The sequence below is a fragment of the Mycolicibacter terrae genome (genome assembly GCF_010727125.1).
Classification (GTDB): Bacteria; Actinomycetota; Actinomycetes; order Mycobacteriales; family Mycobacteriaceae; genus Mycobacterium; species Mycobacterium terrae.
In genome coordinates, this window is sequence record NZ_AP022564.1 from 1609128 (window position 1) to 1633837 (window position 24710).

Genomic DNA, 24710 nt, shown 5'->3' on the forward strand with positions numbered 1-24710 from the left:
CGTAGGGTGACGCGGGAAGGCAGCGCGAAAGGAACCGCACGACGATGCCCACTCTGCTGAGCATGGCGCTGGGCGCGGCACCGATCTTCGGTGGCGCCCTGCTGACCGCGGCAGCCGGGCAGCTCAAGGGCCCGGATCTGCGCGGCCTGATCAAACAGGATCTCGACCTGCTCGATCGAGTCCCGACCGAACAGACGAAGCGGCGGGCCGAGCTGCAACGCACCATCGACGAGCGGATCGACGACTTGATCGCCGCGTCCGACCGGAGCCGGGCGTTGCGCGCCGCGGCGATGTCCTACCAGGGCAATTGGCGCGACGTGGTGCTGTTCTTCTGTTCGGTGCTGTTCACCTATGTCTGGTGGCACATCAACCACGAGCGCGGCAATTGGTTGCCCATGTTCATCGTGCTGGTCGTCGCATGCGTCACCACCGCGGTCTATGCGGTGCGCGGAACGCTGCGGAGCCTGGCGCACGGCCGGAAGGGCGGGTCATGACGACCATCGTTGAGATTCCACGGCAGCACAACCCTTTTCCGGCGACCGGGGTGGTCCGCGACCACAACGGTATCCCGCACTACGAAGGGCTGCCGGGCACCCTGCTCGAGCTGCTGGCCGAACAGGCCGAGCGCCGTCCGGACAGTGAGGCCGTGGTGGAGCTGGGCGCCGGCACGCTGACCTACCGGCAGCTCTGGCAGCGGGCGGCGCGGGTGGCCGGCGGCCTGCGCTCCGGCGGGCTGGAGCGCGGTGACCGGGTGGCGGTGCGCTATCCGGCCGGGCTGAACTGGGTGCTGTCGTTCTGGGGGGCCCTGATGGCCGGTGGCATACCGGTGGCCGTCAACACCCGTTCGGCCGCACCGGAGATCGACTTCGTGCTCACCGACGCCGGGGTGCGGGTGGACCTGGCGCCCGGAACCGCACTGCCCGACGACCGACCGTACGTGGTGGACGGGCTCGAACAGAGCGACACCGCGGCGCTGTTCTACACCTCCGGCACCACCGGGCGTCCCAAAGGAGTGCCCACCACCCACGAGGCGTTCTTGACCAACGCCGAGAACATGGTGCGCGTCTTGGGGCAGTCCCGGCAGCTGGGCGAGGAGCTGCGCACCTTGATCTCGGTCCCGCTGTTCCACGTGACCGGCTGCAATTCGCAGCTGCTGGCCGCCGCCTACACCGGGGGCGCGGCGGTGATCATGCCGGCGCTGAGCCTTCCCGAGTTGCTCACCACGATTCCGGCGCAACGAATCTCCTCGCTTGTCACCGTTCCCGCGGTCTACGCGCTACTGCTGCGGCACCCCGACTTCGCGGGCGTCGACGTGAGCGGGGTGCGCTGGGTCGGCTACGGCGGCGCCCCGACCGCGCCGGCCCTGGTGCGCTCGCTGCGCGAGGCGTTCGACCCGGCGACGGTCTTCAACGGATACGGCATGACCGAGACGGCCTCGCTGATGACGGTGCTGCCGGACTCCGACGCGGTGGCCCACGCCGACTCGGTCGGGTACGTGATTCCGTCGGGAGACATCGGCATAGCGCCGCTCGGGGACGATCCGACCACCGGCGAACTGGTGGTGCGCGGTGCGAATGTGATGGGCGGGTACTGGAATCGGCCTGAAGCCACCGCCGCCACCATCATCGACGGGTGGTTGCACACCGGGGATGTCGTCCGCGTCGACGACGCCGGGCGGGTGCACATCATCGACCGGCTCAAGGACATCATCATCCGCGGGGGCGAGAACGTCTCCAGCGTCGAGGTGGAGGCGGCGCTGCTGTCGGCGCCCGGGGTCGCCGACGCCTGCGTGCTGGCGGTGCCCGACGACGTGATGGGCGAGAAGGTCGGCGCCGTACTGCTCGGAGAAGACATCAACGTGGCCGCGGTGCTCGAGCACTGCCGCGGTGAGCTGGCGGACTTCAAGGTGCCGCAGTACATCACCGTGGTCGCTGAGGAGCTGCCGCGCACCGCCAGCGGCAAACTGCTCAAGGGGCAGCTGCGCCAGCAGGTGCAGTGGGGCGACCCGCTGCGGTGATGCTTGCCGACGCTGTGCCGACGACGGTGCTGATCGCCAACCGCGGTGAGATAGCGCTGCGAATACTGCGTACCGCAACCGAATTGGGTTATCGCACGGTTGCCGTCTATGCCGAGGACGACGCGGACAGCCCGCATGTGCACGCTGCCGACGACGCCATCGGCCTGCCCGGCGCAGGTCCGTCGGCCTACCTGGATCAGGCCGCCGTCCTGGCCGCCGCCAAGAAGTCCGATGCTGAGCAGATCCACCCCGGCTACGGATTCCTCTCGGAGAATGCGGCATTCGCTCGAGCGGTCGCAGCGGCGGGGCGCACCTTCGTCGGGCCGGACCCTGAACTTCTCGATCTGTTCGGCGACAAGTCCGCGGCCCGCGGCGCAGCGATCAGCGCCGGGCTGCCGGTTCCGGCCGCCACCGACGGGGCCGCCGGAGTGCAACAGATCCATGACTTCTTGCGCGCCCACCCCGGCGGAATCATGGTCAAAGCGCTGGCCGGGGGCGGAGGCCGGGGAATACGCGTGGTCCGCTCCGCCGACCGGCTCGACGACGCCTACCGGTGGTGCGCGGGTGAGGCCCGACTCGGGTTCGGCACCGCGGCGGTGTTCGCCGAGGAACTCATCGAGGACGCACGCCACATCGAGGTGCAGATCGTCGCCGACGGCGTGCAGGCGCTGGCGGTCGGCGATCGCGACTGCAGCATCCAGCGCCGCTATCAGAAGCTGATCGAGGTCGCACCCGCCCCCGGGGTCTCCCCAGAATTGCGTACCGAGCTGCACCGGGCTGCCGCCCGCCTATGCGCCAAGTTCGGGTACCGGGGCCTGGCGACCGTGGAATTCCTTGTCACCGAAGACGATTTCGTCTTCCTCGAGGTCAACCCGCGCCTTCAGGTGGAACACCCCGTCACCGAGATGGTGACAGGGCTGGACCTGGTGGCCGTGCAGCTGCGGATCGCCGACGGCGCCGCACTGGGCGACCTGGATCTGCCGGCCGGGGTCATCGCCGCCGAAGGCCGCGTGACCGGGCAGGTTGCAGACACGCACGGGATAGCCATCGAATGCCGAGTCAACGCCGAGACGGTGGCCGCCGACGGTACGGTGCAACCCTGCGTCGGCACCGTGTCGGTGTTCACCCCACCGAGCGGACCGGGGATCCGCGTCGACACCTACGCGCGACCGGGCCTGACCATCGGCCCCCGCTACGACTCACTGCTGGCCAAGGTGATCGTCCATGTGCACGGCACCTCGTTCCTCGCCGCGCTGCGCAAGGCACGAACTGCCGTGGCAGAGTTGGCTATTACCGGCGTCGGCACCAATGTCGGGTTGCTGGACGCAGTGCTGTGTGACGAGGGGATGGGCGCCGGCGTCGTGACGACCGGATGGCTGGACCGCCGACTGCCCACCCTGGTCGCGGCGTCGGCGCCGACCCGCGACGAACATCGCACCCTCACAACAGATCTCGGCCCGGGCGAACAGGTGTTGTACGCGCCGATGGCCGGCACCGTGGCCGAGGTGTCGCCCGATGTCGTGCTCGAGGCGATGAAGATGCAGCATGTGCTCGCTGCTCCCGGCGCCGTGGTACGCACCCTGGTCGACCCGGGGCAGGTCCTCGGCGCCGGAGATCCGGTGCTGGTGTTCGTCCCCGCCGGGGACGGGAGCAGCGCCGGGCCCGACGCCGGCCCGGAGCCGGATTCCCCGCGCACCGACCTCGACGAGGTCGTCGACCGGCACCGGCTCGCCCGCGACGACGGCCGCCCCGAGGTCGTCGCCAAACGGCATCGGCAGGGCCGGCGCACCGCCCGGGAGAACATCGCCGATCTGGTCGACCCCGGCAGTTTCGTCGAATACGGGGCGCTGGCGGTGGCGGCGCAGCGCAGCCGGCGCTCAGAGCAGGACCTGATCATCAACACGCCGGCTGACGGCCTGGTCGCAGGGCTGGCGACCATCGGTGCGACGCAGGTGGCGGTGGCCTCCTACGACTACACCGTGCTGGCGGGCACCCAGGGAATGCGCAACCACGCCAAGACCGACCGGCTCTTCGAGGTGGCCGCCCGCCGCGGTCTTCCGGTGGTGCTGTTCGCCGAAGGGGGCGGCGGCCGGCCCGGTGACACCGATGTCGCGGGCATGGCCGGGCTGGATCTCATGACGTTTCGTTCGCTGGCCGCCTTGAACGGCCAGGTGCCGCTGGTGGCGATCGTGTCCGGCCGCTGTTTCGCCGGCAACGCGGCGTTGGCCGGGGTGTGCGACGTGATCGTGGCGACTCCGGACGCCAACATCGGGATGGGCGGGCCGGCCATGATCGAAGGTGGCGGGCTGGGCGTCTATCGGCCCGAGGAGATCGGGCCGATCGAGGTGCAGCGTCGCAACGGGGTGGTCGCGCTGGCGGCACGCGATGAGGCCGAAGCGGTGGCGCTGGCCCAGCGCTACCTGTCCTACTTCGGCGGTGCGGTGACCGACTGGACCGAACCCGATCCGCGGCTGGCCCGGCATGTGGTGCCGCAGAACCGATTGCGGGCCTATGACGTACGCCGAGCGATCGATGTGATCGCCGACGTCGATTCGGTGCTGGAACTGCGACCCGATTACGGAGTCGGGATAGTGACCGCCCTGGTGCGCGTGCACGGGGTCGCCCACGGGTTGCTGGCCAACAACAGTCACCACCTCGGTGGCGCCATCGACGCGGAGGCGGCCGACAAGACCGCCGACTTCTTCACGCTCTGTGAGTCGTTCCGGATGCCGGTGGTGACGCTGTGCGACACACCGGGATTCATGGTGGGTCCGGATGCCGAACGGGAGGCCACCGTGCGCCGGTTCAGCCGGATGTTCATCGCCGGCGCCCGGCTGACGGTGCCGATGGGAATGATCGTGCTGCGCAAAGGTTACGGGCTGGGGGCGATGGCGATGGCGGGCGGTTCGTTTCACGCCCCGCAGTTCACCGTCGCCTGGCCGACCGGCGAGATCGGCGGGATGGGCTTGGAAGGGGCGGTGCGGCTCGGGTTCCGCAAGGAACTTGCCGATGCCGCCGATCCCGATCAGCGTCAACAGCTCTTCGATCAGCTGGTGGAGGCGGCCTACCGGCGTGGGCGCGCCCTGAGCGCCGCGACCACTTTCGAACTCGACGATGTGATCGACCCGGCACAGTCCCGAACATGGATCGCGAGCCTGTCCGACGGTTAGATGTCGGTGCCCCGCGCTACCTTGCGGCTATGGACACGGCGCTGTTGATCCTCCTCACGTCGCTTGCGTTGCTGGCGGTCATCCTCCAGGTGGTAGCGCTGCTGCGCCCGGGTGGTGGGGCGCTCTCACCGGAGCAGCTCGCCGCACTGCGCGGCGACAGTGAACGCGTAGAGCGAACGCTGCGCGAAGAGCAGCATGCCGGGCGGGCCGAACTCGCCCAGGCTTTCCACCACTGGCAGACCACGCTGCACCGGTTCGGTTCGGCCCAGCAGGGCACGCTGGAGAAACTCGGCGCCACGCTGGATCGGCAGCTGGGGAGCCTGCAGGCCGAGAACACCGCGCAGTTGGAGAGAATGCGCGCGACGGTGGACGAGAAGCTGCAGGCGACGCTGGAAACCCGGCTGGCCCAATCGTTCAGCCAGATCTCCGAACGTCTGGAGGCCGTGCAGCGGGGCCTCGGCGAGATGCAGACGCTGGCCACCGGGGTGGGCGACTTGAAGCGGGTTCTGACCAACGTCAAGACCCGCGGCATCTTCGGCGAGGCGCAACTGGCCGCCCTGCTGGCCGAGACGCTGACCCCGGAGCAGTACGCCACCAACGTCAGCACCGTGCCGGGATCGACTGCGCGAGTGGAGTTCGCGATCCGACTACCCGGTGCAACCGGTGCCGGTGAGGTGCTGTTGCCCGTCGACGCCAAGTTCCCCCGCGAGGACTTCGAGCGGCTGCTCGATGCGCAGGAGAACGCCGACGCGGTGGGGGAGGCGGCCGCGCGGCAGGCATTGGTCCGGCGGATCGAAGCCGAGGCCGGAGACATCTGTGACAAGTACCTCGCGCCGCCGCACACCACGGACTTCGCGATCCTGTTCCTGGCCACCGAGAGCCTCTACGCCGAGGTGCTGCGCCAGCCGGGCCTGTTCGAGCAGATCCAGGCTAAATTCCAGGTCACCCTGGCTGGTCCCACGACGTTGGCCGCCCTGCTCAACAGCCTGCGGATGGGCTTTCGCACGCTGGCGATCGAGCAGCGCAGCAGCGAGGTGTGGCAGGTGCTCGGCGCCGTCAAGACCGAGTTCGGAAAGTTCGCGGCCGTATTGGAGAAGACCCGCAAGCAGCTCGACACCGCCCGCAACACCATCGATACCGCCGGCGTCCGTACCCGGGCTATCGAACGCCGGCTGCGCGCGGTGGAATCACTGCCCGAACACGAGGCCGGAACCATGCTGGAGGAACTGGCCGACGGGGCGGGGACACTGGACGAACTTGACGTCGGATTCAGTTAGAATGCCGGGATGGATGCCGTGCCGGTCGCCCCGGCCCGCCAGTTGCCGGCGACGGTGCGCGGGGCGCGGACCCGGGCCGCGCTGGTGGCGGCGGCCCGCAAGGTGTTCGAGCGGGACGGTTATCTCGACGCCAAACTGACCGACATCACCAAGGCGGCCGGTTGCGCCACCGGGTCGTTTTACACCTATTTCGCGAACAAGGAAGAGATCTTCGCCGCCGTCCTCGAGCAGGCGCAGCAGGACATGATGCATCCGGGGATGGGCCGGGTGAGCCGAGCCGCCGATCCGTACGCGGTGCTCGAGGCGAGCAATCGTGCCTACCTGGAAGCGTATCGGCGCAATGCAAGGTTGATGGGGCTGCTCGAGCAGGTGGCGCAGATCGATCCGAAGTTCCGCGCCTTCCGGTCGCAGCGCGCTGATGCGTTCATCCAGCGCAACGCCGCCGGAATCGCCGACCTGCAGGAGCGCGGGATCGCCGCCGCCGACGTCGATCCGCTGCTGGCGTCGCGGGCGCTGTCGGGGATGGTCAGCCGGCTGGCGTACAACATCTTCGTGCTCGAGGAGGCCACCGGCAGCGCCGGCGTCGACTTCGAGGCGTTGGTCACCACCGTCACCCGGTTATGGGCGAACGCCCTGCAGTTCCACGCGAACAGCAATTGAACGTGAGGCCGGATTCAATTAAGGTCACTGACGCTGCGAACTCCAAGAGCAAGGACTGCCCATGAAGGTTGCGGAACGGGTCGCCATCGTCACCGGTGGCGGAGGCGGGATCGGCGGCGCCGTGGCGGCGGCGCTCGCCAAGGCCGGGGCACGCGTGGTGGTGGCCGACCTCGATGCCGACGCCGCGACCGCGGTGGCCGACACGATCAACGCCGACCGGCCGGACGCGGCGGTCGGGTGCGGCGGCGATGTCGCCGACACCGAAGTGATCCAGGGACTGATCGCAACGGCCGAGCGCCGGTACGGCCCGGTCGACATGTACTTCGCCAACGCCGGAATCACCGGCGCACCCGGCCTGGACGCCGGCGAGGCCGACTGGGACCAGGCCATCGACATCAATCTGCGGGCCCACATCCGTGCCGCACAGCTGTTGGTTCCCGGCTGGGTGCAGCGCGGTGAGGGGTACTTCGTGTCCACCGCCTCGGCGGCCGGCCTGCTCACCCAACTGGGCGGGGCCGCCTACGCGGTCACCAAGCACGCCGCCGTCGGGTTCGCCGAATGGCTCAACATCACCTACGGCGACCAGGGAGTGCGGGTCAGCTGCCTGTGCCCGATGGGAGTCAACACCAAGCTGCTCTACGCCGGTGAGCAGTCTGGCGACCCGCTGGGTGATCTCGCCACCCGGGCGGTCACCGCGGCTGGCGAGGTGCTCGAACCGGCCGCCGTCGCCGAGGAGGTGCTGGCGGCCATCGACGACGAACGCTTCCTGATCCTGCCGCATCCGGCGGTGCTGGAGATGTACCGGTTCAAGGGAACCGATTACGACCGCTGGCTGCGCGGAATGCGGCGCTATCAGCGTGGCCTGCTCAATGCGTAAGTGTCCTAGGTGAGGAGCCTGCATGTCCCTTTTCGATATCTCTGAACGCGCCGCGAAGTATCAGTCCGATCTGCTGGAGTTCATGGACAGTTGCGTCTATCCGGCCGAGTCGGTCTACGAGACGCAGATGGCCGAATCCGGCGATCCGCATTTTCAGCCGCCGATCCTGGAGGAGCTCAAGGCGCAGGCGCGCGAGCGCGGCTTGTGGAACCTGTTCCATCCGCACGCCGAATGGGGGCCGGGCCTGACCAACCTGGAATACGCGCCGCTGGCCGAGATCATGGGCCGCAGTCCGCATCTGGCGCCGGAAGCCTGCAACTGTAGCGCTCCCGACACCGGCAACATGGAGGTGTTCACGCTCTTCGGCAGTGACGAACACAAGGAGAAGTACCTCAAGCCGCTGCTGGAGGGCACCATCCGTTCGGCGTTCGTGATGACCGAACCGCAGGTGGCCAGCTCGGACGCCACCAACGTGCAGCTGTCGATGGACAAAGACGAGGCGACCGGGGACTACCTCCTCAACGGACGTAAGTGGTTCGCGTCCAACGCTTTGCATCAAAACTGCAAGGTCATGATCGTGATGGGAAAGACCGACCCGAACACTGCGACGTATCGCCAGCAGTCGATGATGGTGGTTCCGATCGACGCCCCGGGTGTCACCATCGTGCGTGGGCTGCCGGTCTTCGGCTACCAGGACCGCGAGGGCCACGCCGAGATCGACTTCAAAGACGTTCGGGTGCCGGCCAAAGACGTGCTCAAGGGTGAAGGCGAGGGGTTCGCGATCGCCCAGGCCCGGCTCGGGCCGGGCCGCATCCACCACTGCATGCGGGCCATCGGCATGGCGGAGCGGGCACTGGAGTTGCTGTGCACGCGCGCACAGTCCCGGGTCACGTTCGGCAAGCCGGTCTCCGACAACGCCAACATCCGCGACTGGATCGCCGAGGCGCGCATAGACATCGAGATGATCCGCCTGCTCACCCTCAAGACCGCATACCTGATGGACACCGTCGGCAACAAGGCGGCGCAGGTCGAGATCGCGGCGATCAAGGTCGCCGCACCCAACATCGCGCTGAAGATCGTCGACCGGGCCATACAGGTGCACGGCGCCGGTGGCGTCACCGATGACTTCCCGCTGGCGGGCTTCTGGGCGCACCTGCGCACCCTGCGACTCGCCGACGGTCCCGACGAGGTGCACAAGCGCGCCATCGCCCGCCAGGAACTGGCCAAATACTCCGAGGGTGCACGATGACGACACAGGATCTGAAGGGGCGCACCGCGATCATCACCGGCGGATCCCGGGGCATCGGGTTGGCGACCGGCCAGCGCCTGGCCCAGGCTGGGGCCAACGTGGTTCTCACCTCACGGAATCAGGAGAGTGCCGACGCCGCCGCGGCCCAGGTCGACGGTAACGTGCTCGGTGTGGCAGCGCACGTCGCCGAAGACGATGCCGCGCAGCGGTGCATCGATCTCACCCTGGAGCGGTTCGGCAGTGTCGACATCCTGGTCAACAACGCTGGCACCAATCCCGCGTTCGGCCCCCTGATCGACCAGGACCACGCCCGGTTCGCCAAGATCTTCGACATCAACCTGTGGGGTCCGCTGCTGTGGACGTCGTGCGCGGTGAAGGGTTGGATGGGCGAGCACGGCGGCGTCGTGATCAACACCGCTTCGATCGGCGGGATGAGTTTCGGGCCGCTGATGGGCATGTACAACGCCACCAAGGCCGCGCTGATCCACGTGACCAAGCAACTGGCGCTGGAACTTTCGCCCGGTATCCGGGTCAACGCCATCTGCCCGGGTGTGGTGCGCACCAAGATGGCCGAGGTGCTCTGGAAGGAACACGAGCAGGCCCTGTCGACGACGACACCGCTGGGCCGGATCGGCGAGCCGGTCGACGTGGCCGGCGCGGTCGCGTTCCTGGTGTCGGATGCCGCGAGCTGGATCACCGGGCAGACCCTGGTGATCGACGGCGGTCAAATCCTCGGCGACGCAAGCGGGTACCGGGCGGGCTTCGGTGGCTGACGTTGTCGGCGTCGATCCGCCGATGGTGGCGCGCTGGATTGCGCAGCTGGGTATCCCCGTCACCCGCCCGCTGAGATTTGAGCGGATCGGGATCGGGCAGTCGAACCTGACCTACCTGGTTTCCGACGCGGCCGATCACCGCTGGGTGCTGCGCCGGCCGCCGCTGGGCAAGCTGCTGGCCTCGGCCCATGACGTAGCCCGAGAGGCACGGATTCTTGCCGCCCTGGAGGACACCGACGTGCCCACGCCGCGGGTGTACGGGCTGACCCGCGATCCAGACGGCACGCCGCTGCTGTTGATGGAGTACGTCGCCGGGGTGGTGGCCGACCGGATGTCGGTGGCCGAATCGCTGTCTCGGGAGCGGCGCCGGCAGATCGGGCTGTCAATGCCCAAGACACTGGCCAAGATCCACGCCGTCGACATCAAAGCCGTCGGCCTCGACGATCTGGCCAGCCACAAGCCGTATGCCGAGCGCCAGCTCAAACGCTGGGCCGGTCAATGGGAGAAATCCAAGATGCGGGAGCTACCCGCACTCGATGACCTGACCCGGCGCCTCGTCGCCGCGGCGCCGCCGCAGCAGGAACTCACCCTGGTGCACGGCGACTTTCACCTGCGCAACGTGATCACCTCACCGGAGAACGGGGAAGTGATCAGCGTGCTGGACTGGGAGCTGTCCACCCTCGGCGACCCGCTGGCCGACATGGGCAGCCTGCTGGGGTACTGGCCGCGGCCCGGCGAGGAGGACATCGCCGGGGAGTTCGTCATCAGCACGCTGGACGGCTTTCCCGACCGGTCCGAGCTGGCCCGGGTGTACCTGGAGCAGACCGGACGTGATGCGGCGACGCTCGAATTCTGGCACGCGCTGGGGCTGTGGAAGCTCGCGATCATCGCCGAGGGGATCGTTCGGCGGGTGATGGAGAACCCGGCGAACAAGGCCGCCGCGGGAACGCCCATCACCGCCTGGATCGACGCGCTCGTGCAGAAGGCCCGCGAGGTCGCCGAGGACGCGGGTATCTGAGAGGAGCTGGTGACCCGCACCCCAGAGCCCGACCTCGTCGACGGGGTTCCGCGCCGCAGAATAGCGGTGGCGTCGATGATCGGCACCACCATCGAGTTCTACGACTTCTACGTCTATGCCGCCGCGGCGGTCACCGTCTTCCCGCACCTGTTCTTCCCGCCGGGAAACGCAAATGCCGCACTGCTGGCGTCGTTGGCGACGTTCGGCCTGGCGTTCGTGGCCCGGCCCGTGGGGTCGATCCTGTTCGGCCACTTCGGCGATCGGCTGGGCCGCAAGACCACGCTGGTGGCCTCGTTGCTGGTGATGGGCATCGCGACGTTCCTGATCGGTGCGCTGCCCACGTACCACCAGATCGGCCTGGTCGCGCCGGTATTACTGGCTGTCCTGCGGTTCAGCCAGGGTCTGGCACTCGGCGGCGAATGGAGCGGTGCGGCGCTGCTGGCCACCGAGACCGCCAAACCGGGGAGGCGGGCCTCGGCGGGAATCTGGCCGCAGCTGGGTGCGCCGTTGGGATTCCTGCTCGCCACCGCGATCTTCCTGATCCTGCTCCGAAGGCTGGATCCGGCTACCGCCGGTCCGGACGGGTACGGGGCGTTTCTCACCTGGGGCTGGCGGATCCCGTTCCTGCTCAGCGCCGCGATGGTGGCCGTCGGACTTTATGTCCGGTTACGGCTCACCGAGACGCCGGTCTTCGCGCAGGCGATCGAGAGCGGGCAGCGCGTCAACGCGCCGATCGCCCAAGTGATCCGGGGCAGCTGGCGTCAGCTGATCATCGGCACGCTGGTGATGGTGGCGACGTACACGCTGTTCTACACCGTGACCACCTGGACGTTGAGCTACGGCACCGCTAAGCGCCCGCCCGAGGGCACCGGGCTGGGATACAGCTACGCCGACTTCCTGGGACTGCAACTGATCGCGGTGATGTTCTTCGTGGTCGTGCTGCCGATGTCGGGAGCGCTGGCCGACCGATTCGGCCGGCGCCCGGTGCTGCTGGTGTTCACCGCCGGAATCATGGTGTACGGAACCACCTTCGGCGTCTTCCTGGGCCCGAACCGATCCTCAGGCGCGACACTGGCCTTCCTGATCATCGGGATGACGTTGATGGGCTTGGCGTTCGGCCCGATGAGTGCGGTCCTGCCCGAGTTGTTCCCGACCAACGTCCGCTATACCGGCTCCGGCGTCTCCTACAACGCGGCGAGCATTCTGGGCGCGGCGGTGGCACCGTTCATCGCCACCTGGCTGGCCACCGAACACGGCGTGCGCTGGGTCGGGGTCTATCTGTCGGCTGCGGCCGCGTGCTCCTTCGTCGCGCTGTTGGTGATGCGCGAAACCCGCGACACCGCGCTGGACGGCGTCGGGGTCGCCGACCATGTCGGTGACGCCTTGCACCCCGGTTGATCGGGATCAGCTACCCGGCGCGCCGAACCATCTCGTCAGCGCGGCCTCCAGTACTGGCTGCTGCCGGGCATCGAAATCATCTGTTGCCCAAGTGATGTAGCCGTCGGGTCGGATCAGCATGGCTGCAGCCGGTGGCTCCGGTGCCGCAGCGGTGACGGCGTCGACTCGATCGGCCCACGGGCGTGCGGCGGATGCCGCGGTGCCGTCGGCCAGGTCGAGCAGCACGGCGCGTCCACTGTGTAGAAGTTGGGCGACCCGGCGACCGTCGTCGAATGTGAGATCCGGGACATGCCACCCGGACAACCGGTGGTTGTCGCCGACGTCGTAGCGGACATCGGTGCCGGCGAGCAGTTCGGCGATGTGCGCCGACACCTGCGGGATGGCGATCAGCTCACCGAAAAGGTCTCGTAGCGCGGCGACGTGAGGGCCGGGCGACACCAGTGCGGTCTGGGCCATCGAGTGCATCATCACCCGCTGTCCCAGCGGCATCCGCTCGGTCTCATAGCTGTCCAGCAGCCCATCGGGCGCCCAGCCATTGATCTCGGCGGCCAGCTTCCAGCCCAGGTTGGCGGTGTCCTGCAACCCCAGATTCAGTCCCGGCCCACCCATTGCGCTGTGCACGTGCGCCGCGTCGCCCAGCAGCAATACCCGTCCGGCGCGGTAGCGTTCGGCCTGTCGGCTGTTCTGGCCTTCGATCCGACGGAGCGCATGGGGACCCGGTCCCGAAGGTTCGTCGAACGCGATGTCGGCGCCGAGAATGCGCTGCAGGCTCTGTCGTAGCTCGGCGATCGTCATCGGGCCGTCTTCGGTCGAGCGGCCGAATTCCAGTGTGCCCAACAGCGCCCGCTCGGGCTCGAGTTCGGCGAATATCACCAATCCGCGGTCGAACCTGTTGTGACCATGCGAGATCCGTCCGAATCCCGGTATCTGCAGGCTGCGGTCGGTGGAACGCAGGCTCTCCGGAATCTGCACGTGCGCCAGCCGGGAGACGGTCTGCGCCGTGGTGCCCGGGAAGTCGATTCCCACCTTCTTGCGCACCACGCTGCGGCCCCCGTCGGCGCCCACCAGATAGTCGGTCGCCAGGGCGTAGTCGCCGTCGGGGGAGCTGACCGTCGCCGTCACGGCATCGTCGCGGGCGTAGAGCCCGGTGAGTTCGTGTCCCCAACGCACCTGCACGCCGAGTTCATCGGCCCGATCCAGCAGCAGCCGCACCAGCCGCGGTTGGGGCACCGGCATCGCGTACATAGGATTGGCCCGTGCGCCGGTGAAACTCAGCGACAAGTCCAGCGTCATCCCGGAGAACATCCACGCGGGCACGGGGTGCGGCGGCTGGTCGTCACCGCTGAACCGGTTGTACAGTCCGCGCAAGTCGAGCATCCGAACCACCTGCCCGACAAGACCATTGGCCTTCGGCTCGGAGCTGGGGCCGGGTAGCCCGTCGAGCACGACGGGCTGGATTCCGGCCAGTGCCAGCTCGCACGCCAGCATCAGCCCGTTGGGTCCTGCGCCCGCGATGACGACGGGATAGTCGGTTGCCGCCGCCATGCTCATGCCTTTCGGCCGGTGGGCGCCGGCAGCCCGGCCGCGACGTCGGCGAAGGCCGCGCGGAGCAGGCCCGGGTAGGCGGCGGGTGGATCAAGGGCGGCGTAGGTGTCCATGGTGGCTTCGACAACCGCATGGATGACGGCTGCCGTCAGCCGTGGATAGGTGTCGCGTCGTGGATCGGTGCCGGTGCGTTCGGCGATAGCCGAGACGTACTCGTCGAACAAGGAGCGGGGAACGGCGTTGCGGATGTCGCTGTTGCTCAGCGCTTTCCGAACCTCGGTGAGTTCAGCGCGGGTCGGCGGACGGTCCGATGCGGCGAAGTCGTCTTCGATGGGCCCGAGTATCGCCTCGGCGATCGACGTCCACAGCGACTCGCCGGCGGGACGCTCACGCAGCAGGGCGACACTGCGGCGCAGGCGTTCGGTCTGCCGGTATGCCAACGCCTCGTACTTGCTGGAGAAGTAGTTGCTGAAGGTTCGCAGCGACACCCCCGCGAGGTTGGCGATGTCTTCTCGGGTGACGTCGTCGAGGCCGCGTTCAAAGGTCAGTCGCAGGGCAGCGTCCGACAGCGCGCGGCGGGTATCGGCCTTCTTGCGCTCTCGCAAACCGGTCATGTCGCCACCGTACAGAAAAACTGCCTAGTGGGCAAAATTGCCTATAGGGCAATAATTTGGGGTTGGCTACCCGGCCAGCGCGCCGCCGAACAACTCCCGCATCGCCGCCCAGTGCCGGGCCGCGGCGTCGGCGTCATAGGGCGCGTTGTCGGGGACGGCGAACCCGTGTCCGGCCGGGTAGATTTCGACGGTGTGCTCGACGCCGGCCGCGGTCAGCGCCTCGTCGAGGGTTTGGGCCTGCGCGGCAGTGAACGAGGCGTCGTCCTTGGCGCCGGCCACATACACGGCGGCGCGGATCTGCGCTGCGCGCAGGTGCGGGCTGTCGGGCGCGTCGGTGACCAGGCCTCCCCCGTGAAACGAGGCCGCGGCCGCCACCCGGTCGCCGTGCGCTCCGGCGACCACCACCGACGTGCGCCCGCCCATGCAGTAACCGCAGACCCCGAACCGGTCCCCGCTGACCTCCGGGCGGCCGGCCAGGTAGTCGAAGAACGCCCCGGCGTCACTGCTCATCATCGCCGGGGTCACCTTGCCGATCATGGAGAACAGTCGCCCGCGCTCCTTGGCGTCGCTGAATACCGTCGCCATGTCGAACGGCGCCCAGCCCGGGTGCCGGTAGTAGACGTCGGGCAACAGCACCGCGTAGCCGTAGTCGGCCAGCGTGGCGGCCATGTCGCGAAAGGTGTCGCGGACACCCCCGGCGTCGACGTACATGACGACGCCCGGCCAGGGGCCCGCCCCTTCGGGGGTGTGCAGGGTGATGGGGCAGTCGCCGTCGGCGGTGGTGATGGTGTCGGTGATGGTCGGCATGGCTACCGTTGTACTCCGCGGATCGGCCGCTAGGCTGGGCGGCGTGCCGATCGCCACTCCGTATGAGGACCTGCTGGCCCTGGTGCTCGAGCGTGGAACCCCGAAGGCCGACCGGACCGGCACCGGCACCCGCAGCCTGTTCGGCCACCAGCTGCGCTACGACCTGTCCGCCGGCTTCCCGCTGATCACCACCAAGAAGGTGCACGTCCGCTCGGTGGTCTACGAGCTGTTGTGGTTTCTGCGCGGCGACTCCAACATCGGCTGGTTGCAGGAACACGGCGTCACCATCTGGGACGAATGGGCTTCGGCGACCGGTGATCTCGGGCCGGTGTACGGAGTGCAGTGGCGTTCCTGGCCGACCCCGACCGGGGAGCACATCGACCAGATCGCGCGCGCGGTGGAGTTGCTGCGCACCGACCCGGCGTCGCGCCGCATCATCGTCTCGGCGTGGAACGTCGGCGAACTGGACAAGATGGCACTGGCACCGTGCCACGCCCTGTTCCAGTTCTACGTCGCCGACGGGCGGCTGTCGTGTCAGCTGTATCAGCGCAGCGCGGACCTGTTCCTCGGGGTGCCGTTCAACATCGCCAGCTATGCGCTGCTCACCCACATGATGGCCGCGCAGGCCGGGCTGGACGTCGGGGAGTTGGTCTGGACCGGTGGGGATTGCCACATCTACGACAACCACGTCGAGCAGGTGCGCCAGCAGCTGTCCCGCGAGCCCCGTCCCTACCCGAAACTGGTCTTGGCGCAACGGGATTCGATCTTCGACTACACTTTCGACGACATCGGGATCGTCGACTATGACCCGCATCCGGCGATCAAGGCGCCCGTGGCGGTATGAGCTCGCCCGCGTTGATCTGGGCGCAGTCGGTGTCGGGAGTCATCGGGCGGGCCGGCGGCATCCCGTGGCGGCTGCCGGAAGACCAGGCGCGCTTCAAGGAGCTCACCCTGGGGCATCGGGTGGTGATGGGCCGGCTCACCTGGGAATCACTGCCAGCCGCCGTGCGGCCACTGCCGGGACGCACCAATGTGGTGGTGACCCGCCGCCCGGACTACAGCGCCGACGGCGCCGAAGTGGTACCGACGTTGGAGGCGGCGCTGACCGATGCCGAGACCTGGGTGATCGGCGGCGCGCAGATCTACGCACTGGCGCTGCCGCTGGCCACCCGATGTGAGGTGACCGAGGTCGAGATCGACCTGCCCCGCCAAGACGCGGACGCCGTCGCGCCGGTGCTCGACGAGTCCTGGCAGGGCACCACCGGGCCCTGGCTGACCAGCGAGGGCGGCCTGCGGTACCGGTTCCACAGCTACCGTCGCTGATGGTAACGCTGACCTCGGTGCAGGCACGCCGTATCGCCGTTGCCGCACAGGGATTCGCGGCGCCCAAGCCCAGCTCCCCGGTGACGCGGACGCACCTGAAGCGACTGATATCCCGCATCCAGGTGCTGCAACTGGACTCGGTGTCGGTGGCGGTGCGCGCCCATTACGCCCCGGTGTTCAGCCGGTTGGGGCCTTATGACCGCACCGTGCTGGATCGCGCCGCGTGGAGTCACAGTGCCCGCTCGCCGCGGCTGCTGGTCGAATACTGGGCGCACGAGGCAGCCCTGATGGCGGTCGACGACTGGCCGCTGATGCGCTGGCGGATGCGGCAGTACACCCACGGTCGGTGGGGCAATGTGCCGCCCAACCCGCGACTGGCTGACGACATCGTCGGCGCCGTCGCCGAACTCGGGCCGGCAACCGCCGGGCAGATCGAGGCGCATCTGGCGGCCCGGCCCAAGCGCGGTAAGGGAACATGGTGGAACCGCAGCGACACCAAGTGGGTGGCCGAGGCACTGTTCGCCGCCGGGGTGCTGACCACCGCCACCCGGGTCGGGTTCGCCCGGCACTATGACCTGGTGGAGAACGTGCTGCCGGCGCCGGTGCTGGCCGCCGAGCTCGACGACGCCGAGGCGGTGCAGGAACTGGTGCTGCGGGCCGCCGGAGCGCTGGGGGTGGGCACCGAGGCCGACCTGCGCGACTACTTCCGGCTGTCGTCTCGCCAGGCCAGACCGGCGATCGCGAAGCTGGTCGCCGCCGGCGAACTCCAGCCGGTCGCGGTGACCGGATGGGACGCGCCGGCCTACCTGCGTGCCGGGCAGGCGGTTCCGCGGACCGATCGGGGTACCGCGCTGCTGTGCCCGTTCGACCCACTGATCTTCTTCCGCCCCCGGGCGCAGCGGCTGTTCGACTTTCACTACCGGCTCGAGATCTATACCCCTGCCGCGCAACGCCGGCACGGCTACTACGTGTGGCCGTTTCTGCTGGACGGGGAGCTGGTCGGCCGGGTGGACCTCAAAGCCGACCGAACCCGCGACGCCTTGCACGTCGTCGGGGCGTTCGCCGAAGACGGCCGGCCACCCGAACATGTGGCGACCGCGCTGCTCGCCGAGCTGGAGTCGATGGCCTCCTGGCTGGGACTGAGCCGGGTGAGCGTGGGGGAGCGCGGGGACCTGGCGGGGCAGCTGCGCCGAACCCGGCTAAGGCGGTGAACCACCGGCCGATACCGGCGATCGAGGCCGGCTCATCGGTGCAGGCGCCGGCGGGCGCTCTCGGCGAGCGTGGCGGCGCCTTCCCGGGCCGCGTGTGCCAGTTCGGTTCCGCGGTCGGCGGCGACCTCGGCGAGCTGGGCTCCCCGCCCGGTCGCTGCCTCGAGTAACGGGCCGGCCTTCTCACTCACCATCTCGGCGAGTTCGCGGCCGTGTTCGGCGCCGGCCTGCAGGCCCGTGCTCACCTTGTCGCCGACCGTCTCGAGCACCGCATCACCGGAGGTGGTGGGCAAGGCCGTGGCTGCGCGCCGGTAGGCGTGCCGGGCGGCGCGGCGAGCCCGCCAGCCCAGCGAGGGCTTCCCTTCGGTGTCGAAGGCCGCGATCATCAACCCGCCGATCAGGCTGACGTCGGTCAGCAACGCCTGGCGCTGTTCTGCCCTGCGCTGGGCGTCGGGCTCCGTCCAGAACATGTGGCGGCCCGCGCTGCCCGGAATGACCGTGCCCGCCAGCACCGCAGCGGCGACCCGCGGCAGCCTGCCGCTGGCCAGCAAGAGGCCACCGCCGATCTGGACCAGCGCGTTGGCTCTGGCGAACGTTTCGACGTCGGACGGCACCTTCGCCGAAATCTCATCCGGTAGCTGTTTGAGCCCGTCGAAGGCCGGACGGGCGGTCTGGCCGGCTTCCTGCGGCCGGCGCAACGCCTCCACACCCTGACCGACAAATGCCGCCGCGAGCAGCGGACGGGCAATTCTGCGCATCAACACAGGGCCCCCTTGAGTTCCGGTGGCTTCCGATGACTCCGGCGCGGTACCGGCGGGTCGAAACCCGCCGGCACCGCATCGCCGGTGGGATTACTGCTCGGCACGCTCGCGGGCCTCATCCGCGGCGGCCTTGGCGCGGGCCTTTTCGGCCTCGGCCTCCTTGGCCGCAACCTCGCGCTGGGCCTCGGCCTTGTCCTGCTGCGCTTGGCCTTCGCGCTTGAGCGAGTCGTCGCCGGTCACGGTGCCGACGGCCTCCTTGGCCTTGCCCTTGACGTCTTCGACGACGCCCTTGATGCCGGCTTCGGGCCCGCTGTCCTTGTCACTCATCTGGTGTGCCTCTCTTGATCGGTCAAATCCGGACAGACGCCGCACGGCGTGCGGGTCGATCCGCCCAGCAGGCGGCCGGGATGGCCGCCGATACGCCGGGATACCCCCCTCGCTTACGCCGTAAACTTCGAGCGTCGTCGTACAACTCGCCCCCGATGCCAAAAGGGTTCGGCCCCAATGGTGTTGGGACAGCACGTGGCGTTTCCGGCGCAACTCCCCGGTTTTGGTTACCCTGGCGATAACTGATCGGTGACGCCCTAGGCTGGCGTGCAGATCGACAGGCCTGGTCGGAAACACGGGATGTGATCGCGTGCGGGGTTCGGTTTCGTGGGGTTTCGTCGTTGTCGGCTGCATCGCGGTCGCCGGTTGCGGCAACGGTGGGGGGACGGCAAAGCCCAGCGCCGGCGCGCCGCCGCCGAGCACCACGACCGCCACCATCGTGCCGGTCGCCGAAGACGGTCTGCGGGCGCTTCTGCTCACCCCCGACGAGATCAACCCGATCATGGGGGTGACCGATATGAGGGCGAACGCTCCCCACGATGTGCTGCCCGATGACAGCACCACGATGGAGCCCCGGGAATGCCTGGCCGTCGACGGAGTCGCGCAGGAACAGGTGTATGCGTCCAGCGGCTACCGCGCGGTGCGCGAGCAGGCTGTCAGCGACGGCGATGACAACGCCCACTATGTCGATCAAGCCGTGGTGCTGTTCCCGACCGCCAAGCAGGCCGAGGCATTTCTGCAGGCCTCCGCCAAGCAGTGGCCGCAATGTCACGAGTACACCCACACCCAGAGCGGCTCGGAGTGGACCGCCGGAAGGATCTCGACCGCCGAAGGCCTGCTGAGCACCGTCGCGATCCAGCAGAACGCCGGTGACTCGGCGTGGCAGGCCTGTGGGCGGGCGCTGGCCGTGGCCAACAACGTCGTCGTCGACGTCAACACCTGCAGTGCCGACCCGAAGGACTCCGCGGCCCTGATCGCGCGGCAAATCGCCGCGAAAGTGCCGAACGGCTGACGCCGGACCGGCACGCCTTAAGGTGAGTGCCGTGGCCGAGACGGCGCCGCTGCGCGTGCAACTGATTGCCAAGACCGAGTTCATCCCGCCGCCGGACGTGTCCTGGAGCACCGACGCGGACGGCGGGCCGGCACTGGTCGAGTTCGCCGGGCGCGCCTGTTACCAGAGTTGGTCCAAGCCCAACCCGCGAACCGCCACCAACGCCGCCTACCTGCAGCACATCATCGATGTCGGGCACTTCTCGGTGCTCGAGCACGCCGTCGTGAGCTTTTACATCACCGGGGTCTCACGGTCGGCCACTCACGAGCTGATCCGGCACCGGCATTTCTCGTTCTCCCAGCTGTCGCAGCGCTACGTGCCCGAACCCGATTCGCGGATCGTGGTGCCCCCCGGCATGGAGGACGACCCGGAGTTACAGCAGATACTGTCCGAGGCCGCCGACGCCAGCCGCGCCGCCTACGCCGAGCTGCTGGCCCGGTTGGAAGCCAAATTGGCTGATCAGCCCAGCGCTGTGCTGCGGCGCAAACAGGCCCGCCAAGCCGCCCGCGCGGTGCTGCCCAACGCCACCGAGACCCGCATCGTGGTGACCGGCAACTATCGGGCGTGGCGGCACTTCATCGCGATGCGCGCCAGCGAGCACGCCGACGTCGAGATTCGCCGGTTGGCCGTTGAGTGCTTGCGACAGCTCACCGGCGTGGCCCCGGCGGCATTCGGGGACTTCCAGATCAGCACCTTGACCGACGGCACCGAAGTCGCCACCAGTCCGCTCGCCACCGAGGTCTGAGCAACTTTACGGCGCCAGGTAATCTTGGGGCCGTGAGCAGCAGCGGATTCGATGCCAAGGCGCAGTTGGGCACCGTGCTGACCGCGATGGTGACCCCGTTCAGTGCGGACGGCTCGGTGGACACCGACGTAGCCGTGCGCCTGGCGAACCGCCTCGTCGACGCCGGCTGCGATGGCCTGGTGCTTTCCGGGACCACCGGCGAGTCGCCGACCACCGCGGATTACGAGAAGCTCACCCTGCTGCGCGCCGTGGTCGAGGCGGTCGGCGACCGCGCCCGCATCATCGCCGGCGCCGGCAGCAACGACACGGAGCACAGCGTCCGGCTCGCCGAGGCCTGCGCCGGGGTCGGCGCGCACGGCCTGCTGGTGGTGACGCCGTACTACTCGCGTCCGTCGCAGTCCGGGCTGCTGGCGCACTTCACCGCCGTCGCCGACGCCAGCCCGCTGCCGGTGATGCTCTATGACATCCCGGCGCGCTCGGTGGTGCCGATCGCCCCGGACACCATCTTCGAACTGGCGGAGCACCCGAACATCGTGGCGATCAAGGACGCCAAGGGCGACCTGCACGCCGCGGCGCAGATCATGGCCGAGACCGGGCTGGCCTACTACTCCGGTGACGATGCCCTGAACCTGCCGTGGCTGGCGATGGGCGCCACCGGGTTCGTCAGCGTGATCTCGCACTTCGTGGCCGGTCAGCTGCGCGACATGCTGGCCGCCTACGCCGCCGGCGACGTCGAGACCGCCCGCAAGATCAACGTCGCGATCGCGCCGCTGTCCAACGCGATGGCCCGCACCGGCGGGGTGACCTTCGTCAAGGCGGGTCTGCGGCTGCAGGGCTTCGACGCCGGCGACCCCCGCCTGCCGATGGTGCCGGCGACCGCGGCCGAGATCGACGAACTGGCCCTCGACATGCGCACCGCGTCGGTCCTCGGGTGAGGTGCGAGTGAATGAGGACCTCAAACCGCCCGGCCCGCTGACTGCCGGCGGACTGCGTGTCACCGCGCTAGGCGGCATCAGCGAGATCGGCCGCAACATGACCGTTTTCGAGCATCTCGGCCGGTTGCTGATCATCGACTGCGGCGTGCTGTTCCCGGGACACGACGAGCCCGGCGTCGACCTGATCCTGCCCGACATCCGGCACATCGTCGACCGGCTCGACGACGTCGAAGCACTGGTGCTGACCCATGCCCACGAGGACCACATCGGCGCCATCCCGTTCCTGCTCAAACTGCGGGCCGACATCCCGGTGGTCGGATCGCGGTTCACCTGCGCGCTGGTCGCCGCCAAGTGCCGAGAACACCGCATCAAGCCGGTGTTCGTCCAGGTCGCCGAAGGCCAGCGCAGCACCCACGGGGTGTTCGAATGCGAATACTTCGCGGTCAACCACTCCATCCCGGATGCGCTGGCGATCGCGGTGCACACCGGTGCCGGCACCGTGCTGCACACCGGCGACATCAAACTCGACCAGCTGCCGCCCGACGGGCGCCCCACCGACCTGCCCGGCATGTCGCGCCTGGGCGACAAGGGCGTGGACCTGTTCCTGTGCGACTCGACCAACGCCGAGATACCCGGCGTGGGGCCCAGCGAGAGCGAGGTCGGCCCCACCCTGCACCGGCTGATCCGCGGCGCCGAGGGCCGGGTGATCGTGGCATGCTTCGCCTCGAATGTGGACCGGGTGCAGCAGATCGTCGATGCCGCGGTCGCGCTGGGCCGCCGGGTGTCGTTCGTCGGCCGATCGATGGTCCGCAACATGGGCATCGCCAAGGATCTGGGCTTGCTACGGGTCGCCGACTCCGATCTGGTCGACATCGGCGCCGCCGAGATGATGCCGCCGGAGAAGGTGGTGCTGGTCACCACCGGAACCCAGGGCGAGCCGCTGTCGGCGCTGTCGCGGATGTCGCGGGGCGAGCACCGCTCCATCACGCTGACCGCCGGCGATCTGGTGGTGCTGTCGTCGTCGCTGATCCCGGGCAATGAAGAGGCGGTCTACGGCGTGATGGATGCGCTGGCCAAGATCGGTGCCCGGGTGGTGACCAACGCCGCGGCGCGGGTCCACGTCTCCGGGCACGCCTACGCCGGGGAGTTGCTGTTCCTCTACAACGGGATACGGCCCCGCAACGTGATGCCGGTGCACGGGACTTGGCGGATGCTGCGCGCCAACGCCGCGCTGGCCACGCGCACCGGGGTGCCGGAGGAGTCGATTCTGTTGGCCGAGAACGGCGTCAGCGTCGACCTGGTCGCCGGTAAGGCGAGTATCGCCGGGGCGGTCCCGGTCGGCAAAATGTACGTCGACGGACTGGTGGACGGCGACGTCGGCGACGCGACGCTGGGGGAGCGGCTGATCCTGTCCAGCGGATTCGTCGCGATAACCGTGGTGGTGCGCCGCGGGACCGGCAAGGCCGTCGCGCCGCCACATCTGCATTCGCGGGGCTTCTCCGAAGACCCCAAGGCGCTGGAATCGGCGGCCCGCAAGGTCGAAGCGGAGCTGGAATCGCTTGCCGCCGAGCGGGTTACCGATCCGACCCGGATCGCCCAGGCGGTGCGCCGCACGGTGGGCAAGTGGGTCGGCGAGGTCTACCGACGGCAGCCGATGATCGTGCCGACCGTTATCGAGATCTGATCCGACAGCGGCTCAGCGCTTGTTGACGAACCCGGCGTCGACGGGCAGCGCGACGCCGGTGATGTAGCGGGCCGCCTCAGACACCAGCCAGGCCACCGCATTGGCGATGTCCTCCGATTGCAGCACCTGCACTGGCAGCGCATTGCCCATGTCCGGCGGCGCTCCGGTCCGGGCCGTGAGCTCGGCCAGCCAGCCCCGGGTGTAGTCGTTGTTGATCATCGGCGTGTCGACACCGGCCGGGTGCACCGAGTTGACCCGAATGCTCTGTGGTGCCAGCAAGTTGGCGTACACCCGCATCAATCCGACCAGCCCGTGCTTGGCGGCGGTGTACCCGATGGCCCCGGCGTCGTGGCTGCCGATGCCGGCCAGGCCGGCGGCCGAGCTGATCAACACGATCGACCCGCCGTCGCCGTGTGCGGTAAGCGCCGGGATCGCGGCCTCAATGGTGTGGTAGACGCCGGTGAGGTTGACGTCGATGACATCGCCCCAGCCGTCGGCGGCCGCCATCGGGGCGATACCGGCGTTGGCCACCACGATGTCCAGCCGGCCGAGGGCATCGATCCCGGCCTGCAGCGCCGCCGTGAGCGCCGGCTGGTCGCGGACATCGGCGGTGGCGGCAACAATGCGCGCACCGGTGTCCTCGACCAGCTTGACCGTGGCGGCCAGATCGTCCGGTGTGGCCATCGGATAGGGCACGCTGGCGATCTGGTCGCACAGGTCGACCGCGATGATGTCGGCGCCCTCGCCGGCCAGTCGCACGGCGTGGGCCCGGCCCTGGCCGCGCGCGGCGCCGGTGATGAAGGCGACTTTGCCGTCCAGCGACCCCATCAATCGGCCCGCAGCTGGCCCTTGGCGGGGTCGCCGGCCGGAAGCGGCTGCAGCATCTTGACGTCCGGTGCCCCGGCCAGGTGCTCTTTGAGGTTCCCGACCAGCTCGGCGACCGCCGGAGCCGTCGAGTGTGCCTGTAGCGCGTCGGCGTCGGCCCACTGTTCGATGAACACGAACGAGCCGTCGGCTTCGTGCACCGAGTACAGCTGGCAGCCCGGCTCCTCGTGCACCTGACCGACCGCTTTGGTGCAGATCTCCCGGGCGATGTCCACCGACTCGGGCTTGACGGGGAAGGCGGCGACGACGATTACCGGCATGAAGGTCTCCTCGGGCAGGTTCGGAAGGCTGTGGTTCGGCTCTGCCACCGTACGCAGACGCATTGTGATCGGTGCCACGCGGGTGACCACGCACGGCCCCAGCCGTGACCAGTGTGGCAGATGGTG

24 protein-coding genes are annotated in these 24710 nt (G+C 68.8%); 17 read left to right on the plus strand and 7 right to left on the minus strand.

The features are described 5' to 3' along the window. The first annotated feature begins 44 nt into the window (after window positions 1-44). The 10 genes from G6N23_RS07835 to G6N23_RS07880 all read left to right on the plus strand — a co-directional run bounded on the left by G6N23_RS07835 (window position 45) and on the right by G6N23_RS07880 (window position 12439). Entirely contained in the window at window positions 45-494 is a 450-nt protein-coding gene (locus G6N23_RS07835; RefSeq protein WP_083081851.1) for a hypothetical protein, read from the plus strand. Continuing rightward, window positions 491-2017 (plus strand): class I adenylate-forming enzyme family protein, encoded by a 1527-nt coding sequence (locus G6N23_RS07840; protein ID WP_173675029.1) that lies wholly within the window; start codon window positions 491-493, stop codon window positions 2015-2017. Before G6N23_RS07835 ends, G6N23_RS07840 begins: the two co-directional genes overlap by 4 nt. Before the next feature lie 14 nt (window positions 2018-2031). After that, window positions 2032-5187 (plus strand): acetyl-CoA carboxylase family protein, encoded by a 3156-nt coding sequence (locus G6N23_RS07845; protein ID WP_095174204.1) that lies wholly within the window; start codon window positions 2032-2034, stop codon window positions 5185-5187. Window positions 5188-5216: 29 nt separating this feature from the next. Then, on the plus strand, window positions 5217-6464 hold the full coding sequence (locus G6N23_RS07850) for a DNA recombination protein RmuC (RefSeq protein ID WP_085260406.1): 1248 nt from the start codon (window positions 5217-5219) through the stop codon (window positions 6462-6464). Between the two features lie 9 nt (window positions 6465-6473). Beyond that, window positions 6474-7124, plus strand: coding sequence for a TetR/AcrR family transcriptional regulator (locus G6N23_RS07855; protein WP_085260407.1), 651 nt, complete (start codon window positions 6474-6476; stop codon window positions 7122-7124). A gap of 61 nt (window positions 7125-7185) precedes the next feature. Further along, window positions 7186-8001 (plus strand): SDR family oxidoreductase, encoded by an 816-nt coding sequence (locus tag G6N23_RS07860; RefSeq protein ID WP_085260408.1) that lies wholly within the window; start codon window positions 7186-7188, stop codon window positions 7999-8001. A 22-nt stretch (window positions 8002-8023) separates the two neighbouring features. Further along, a complete protein-coding gene (locus G6N23_RS07865) occupies window positions 8024-9250 on the plus strand; it encodes an acyl-CoA dehydrogenase family protein (protein ID WP_085260409.1) in 1227 nt (408 codons plus the stop codon). After that, window positions 9247-10023: an SDR family oxidoreductase gene (locus G6N23_RS07870; RefSeq protein WP_085260410.1), complete on the plus strand. Its 777-nt coding sequence runs from the start codon at window positions 9247-9249 to the stop codon at window positions 10021-10023. Before G6N23_RS07865 ends, G6N23_RS07870 begins: the two co-directional genes overlap by 4 nt. 22 nt (window positions 10024-10045) lie before the next feature. Continuing rightward, a complete protein-coding gene (locus G6N23_RS07875; RefSeq protein WP_085260558.1) occupies window positions 10046-11041 on the plus strand; it encodes a phosphotransferase family protein in 996 nt (331 codons plus the stop codon). Between the two features lie 75 nt (window positions 11042-11116). Next, entirely contained in the window at window positions 11117-12439 is a 1323-nt protein-coding gene (locus G6N23_RS07880) for an MFS transporter (RefSeq protein ID WP_085260557.1), read from the plus strand. 6 nt (window positions 12440-12445) lie between these two features. Here the strand turns inward: G6N23_RS07880 and G6N23_RS07885 are convergent, their stop codons facing one another. From G6N23_RS07885 to G6N23_RS07895, 3 genes are all read right to left on the minus strand, one after another. Continuing rightward, window positions 12446-13984: an FAD-dependent monooxygenase gene (locus G6N23_RS07885; RefSeq protein ID WP_085260411.1), complete on the minus strand. Its 1539-nt coding sequence runs from the start codon at window positions 13982-13984 to the stop codon at window positions 12446-12448. A gap of 2 nt (window positions 13985-13986) precedes the next feature. Then, window positions 13987-14598 (minus strand): TetR/AcrR family transcriptional regulator, encoded by a 612-nt coding sequence (locus tag G6N23_RS07890; RefSeq protein WP_085260412.1) that lies wholly within the window; start codon window positions 14596-14598, stop codon window positions 13987-13989. A gap of 66 nt (window positions 14599-14664) precedes the next feature. After that, entirely contained in the window at window positions 14665-15405 is a 741-nt protein-coding gene (locus G6N23_RS07895) for a dienelactone hydrolase family protein (protein ID WP_085260413.1), read from the minus strand. A 43-nt stretch (window positions 15406-15448) separates the two neighbouring features. On the opposite strand from G6N23_RS07895, the gene G6N23_RS07900 reads away from it, so the two are divergent. The 3 genes from G6N23_RS07900 to G6N23_RS07910 are packed head-to-tail and all read left to right on the plus strand — an operon-like array spanning window position 15449 to window position 17939. After that, entirely contained in the window at window positions 15449-16249 is an 801-nt protein-coding gene (locus G6N23_RS07900) for a thymidylate synthase (protein WP_085260414.1), read from the plus strand. Next, window positions 16246-16728 (plus strand): dihydrofolate reductase, encoded by a 483-nt coding sequence (locus tag G6N23_RS07905; RefSeq protein WP_085260415.1) that lies wholly within the window; start codon window positions 16246-16248, stop codon window positions 16726-16728. The genes G6N23_RS07900 and G6N23_RS07905 overlap by 4 nt, the downstream gene beginning before the upstream one ends. After that, on the plus strand, window positions 16728-17939 hold the full coding sequence (locus G6N23_RS07910) for a winged helix-turn-helix domain-containing protein (protein ID WP_085260416.1): 1212 nt from the start codon (window positions 16728-16730) through the stop codon (window positions 17937-17939). The genes G6N23_RS07905 and G6N23_RS07910 overlap by 1 nt, the downstream gene beginning before the upstream one ends. Before the next feature lie 32 nt (window positions 17940-17971). Here the strand turns inward: G6N23_RS07910 and G6N23_RS07915 are convergent, their stop codons facing one another. Both G6N23_RS07915 and mbp1 read right to left on the minus strand, forming a co-directional pair. Beyond that, window positions 17972-18694: a DoxX family protein gene (locus G6N23_RS07915; RefSeq protein WP_085260417.1), complete on the minus strand. Its 723-nt coding sequence runs from the start codon at window positions 18692-18694 to the stop codon at window positions 17972-17974. 93 nt (window positions 18695-18787) lie between these two features. Next, window positions 18788-19024, minus strand: coding sequence for a microaggregate-binding protein 1 (gene mbp1, locus G6N23_RS07920; protein ID WP_085260418.1), 237 nt, complete (start codon window positions 19022-19024; stop codon window positions 18788-18790). A 310-nt stretch (window positions 19025-19334) separates the two neighbouring features. On the opposite strand from mbp1, the gene G6N23_RS07925 reads away from it, so the two are divergent. Genes G6N23_RS07925 through G6N23_RS07940 form a run of 4 tightly spaced genes read left to right on the plus strand, consistent with a single transcriptional unit; the run spans window position 19335 to window position 23439 of the window. Beyond that, a complete protein-coding gene (locus G6N23_RS07925; RefSeq protein WP_085260419.1) occupies window positions 19335-20036 on the plus strand; it encodes a sensor domain-containing protein in 702 nt (233 codons plus the stop codon). Between the two features lie 31 nt (window positions 20037-20067). Further along, complete coding sequence (thyX, locus tag G6N23_RS07930; protein WP_085260420.1) at window positions 20068-20820, plus strand: FAD-dependent thymidylate synthase; 753 nt, start codon at window positions 20068-20070, stop codon at window positions 20818-20820. A gap of 32 nt (window positions 20821-20852) precedes the next feature. Continuing rightward, window positions 20853-21755 (plus strand): 4-hydroxy-tetrahydrodipicolinate synthase, encoded by a 903-nt coding sequence (gene dapA, locus G6N23_RS07935; RefSeq protein WP_085260421.1) that lies wholly within the window; start codon window positions 20853-20855, stop codon window positions 21753-21755. Window positions 21756-21762: 7 nt separating this feature from the next. Next, window positions 21763-23439, plus strand: coding sequence for a ribonuclease J (locus tag G6N23_RS07940; RefSeq protein WP_085260422.1), 1677 nt, complete (start codon window positions 21763-21765; stop codon window positions 23437-23439). Window positions 23440-23451: 12 nt separating this feature from the next. Here G6N23_RS07940 and G6N23_RS07945 read toward each other — a convergent pair whose 3' ends face one another. Together G6N23_RS07945 and G6N23_RS07950 are read right to left on the minus strand one after the other, a co-directional pair. Further along, window positions 23452-24267, minus strand: a complete 816-nt coding sequence (locus G6N23_RS07945) for a mycofactocin-coupled SDR family oxidoreductase (RefSeq protein ID WP_085260423.1) — start codon at window positions 24265-24267, stop codon at window positions 23452-23454. Beyond that, entirely contained in the window at window positions 24267-24584 is a 318-nt protein-coding gene (locus G6N23_RS07950) for a putative quinol monooxygenase (RefSeq protein ID WP_085260559.1), read from the minus strand. The genes G6N23_RS07945 and G6N23_RS07950 overlap by 1 nt, the downstream gene beginning before the upstream one ends. Between the last annotated feature and the right edge of the window lie 126 nt (window positions 24585-24710).

What these genes read in the sequence shown, in the direction of transcription:
- G6N23_RS07855 (WP_085260407.1), top strand. Translation starts at nt 6,474, where the DNA reads ATGGATGCCGTGCCGGTCGCCCCGGCCCGCCAGTTGCCGGCGACGGTG.
- G6N23_RS07850 (WP_085260406.1), top strand. Translation starts at nt 5,217, where the DNA reads ATGGACACGGCGCTGTTGATCCTCCTCACGTCGCTTGCGTTGCTGGCG.
- G6N23_RS07840 (WP_173675029.1), top strand. Translation starts at nt 491, where the DNA reads ATGACGACCATCGTTGAGATTCCACGGCAGCACAACCCTTTTCCGGCG.
- G6N23_RS07875 (WP_085260558.1), top strand. Translation starts at nt 10,046, where the DNA reads ATGGTGGCGCGCTGGATTGCGCAGCTGGGTATCCCCGTCACCCGCCCG.
- G6N23_RS07905 (WP_085260415.1), top strand. Translation starts at nt 16,246, where the DNA reads ATGAGCTCGCCCGCGTTGATCTGGGCGCAGTCGGTGTCGGGAGTCATC.
- G6N23_RS07910 (WP_085260416.1), top strand. Translation starts at nt 16,728, where the DNA reads ATGGTAACGCTGACCTCGGTGCAGGCACGCCGTATCGCCGTTGCCGCA.
- G6N23_RS07835 (WP_083081851.1), top strand. Translation starts at nt 45, where the DNA reads ATGCCCACTCTGCTGAGCATGGCGCTGGGCGCGGCACCGATCTTCGGT.
- mbp1 (WP_085260418.1), bottom strand. Translation starts at nt 19,024, where the DNA reads ATGAGTGACAAGGACAGCGGGCCCGAAGCCGGCATCAAGGGCGTCGTC.
- G6N23_RS07880 (WP_085260557.1), top strand. Translation starts at nt 11,117, where the DNA reads ATGATCGGCACCACCATCGAGTTCTACGACTTCTACGTCTATGCCGCC.
- G6N23_RS07870 (WP_085260410.1), top strand. Translation starts at nt 9,247, where the DNA reads ATGACGACACAGGATCTGAAGGGGCGCACCGCGATCATCACCGGCGGA.
- G6N23_RS07950 (WP_085260559.1), bottom strand. Translation starts at nt 24,584, where the DNA reads ATGCCGGTAATCGTCGTCGCCGCCTTCCCCGTCAAGCCCGAGTCGGTG.
- G6N23_RS07860 (WP_085260408.1), top strand. Translation starts at nt 7,186, where the DNA reads ATGAAGGTTGCGGAACGGGTCGCCATCGTCACCGGTGGCGGAGGCGGG.
- G6N23_RS07945 (WP_085260423.1), bottom strand. Translation starts at nt 24,267, where the DNA reads ATGGGGTCGCTGGACGGCAAAGTCGCCTTCATCACCGGCGCCGCGCGC.
- G6N23_RS07890 (WP_085260412.1), bottom strand. Translation starts at nt 14,598, where the DNA reads ATGACCGGTTTGCGAGAGCGCAAGAAGGCCGATACCCGCCGCGCGCTG.
- G6N23_RS07915 (WP_085260417.1), bottom strand. Translation starts at nt 18,694, where the DNA reads ATGCGCAGAATTGCCCGTCCGCTGCTCGCGGCGGCATTTGTCGGTCAG.
- G6N23_RS07895 (WP_085260413.1), bottom strand. Translation starts at nt 15,405, where the DNA reads ATGCCGACCATCACCGACACCATCACCACCGCCGACGGCGACTGCCCC.
- G6N23_RS07885 (WP_085260411.1), bottom strand. Translation starts at nt 13,984, where the DNA reads ATGGCGGCGGCAACCGACTATCCCGTCGTCATCGCGGGCGCAGGACCC.
- G6N23_RS07865 (WP_085260409.1), top strand. Translation starts at nt 8,024, where the DNA reads ATGTCCCTTTTCGATATCTCTGAACGCGCCGCGAAGTATCAGTCCGAT.